We start from the raw sequence: 468 nt of genomic DNA on the forward strand, positions 1-468 counted from the left end.
CTGACTCTCGATTTACGCGGTCTGTACACGCAAGTGTAACCAAGTGACGGGCAGGCCGACACAGTTTTTTATTTGTACACACAACGTATGTACATGAGCACAAAACGAGTCAACTTCCGACTGCCCGAGGAGTTGGTGGCACACGCCGACATTGCGGCTGAGGTCACTCACAAGAATCGAACAGAAATCCTCATCGAAGCCCTCCGACAGTATCTCGAAGAGAAAGAGTCTGATGAGAGCTTTCGTGAGGCCGTTGTCGAGCTGTATCTAGACGACCACATCGAGTTCGAGAAGCTTGTCGAGATTATCGGGCGGCAAGATGCCGAAGCCGTCCGCGCTTCGAAAGAGGTACTTGATCGTGGTGAAGAACTCGCAGACAAACTCGCAGACCTCTAAATGCTCGTTGTAGACACGAGCGCATTCATCTCTCTTTCAGTCGGCGAAGTTCTCGACGTCTTCGTCACCGAG

General features: G+C 51.7%; 1 protein-coding gene. It reads left to right on the forward strand.

Features of this window, described 5'->3' with window-relative positions; translation table 11 throughout:
* Nucleotides 1–87 precede the first annotated feature (87 nt).
* On the forward strand, nucleotides 88–396 hold the full coding sequence (locus C5B90_RS20120) for a ribbon-helix-helix protein, CopG family (protein WP_115803397.1): 309 nt from the start codon (nucleotides 88–90) through the stop codon (nucleotides 394–396).
* Nucleotides 397–468: the final 72 nt, after the last annotated feature.

The organism is Haloferax sp. Atlit-12N (assembly GCF_003383095.1).
Lineage (GTDB): Archaea > Halobacteriota > Halobacteria > Halobacteriales > Haloferacaceae > Haloferax.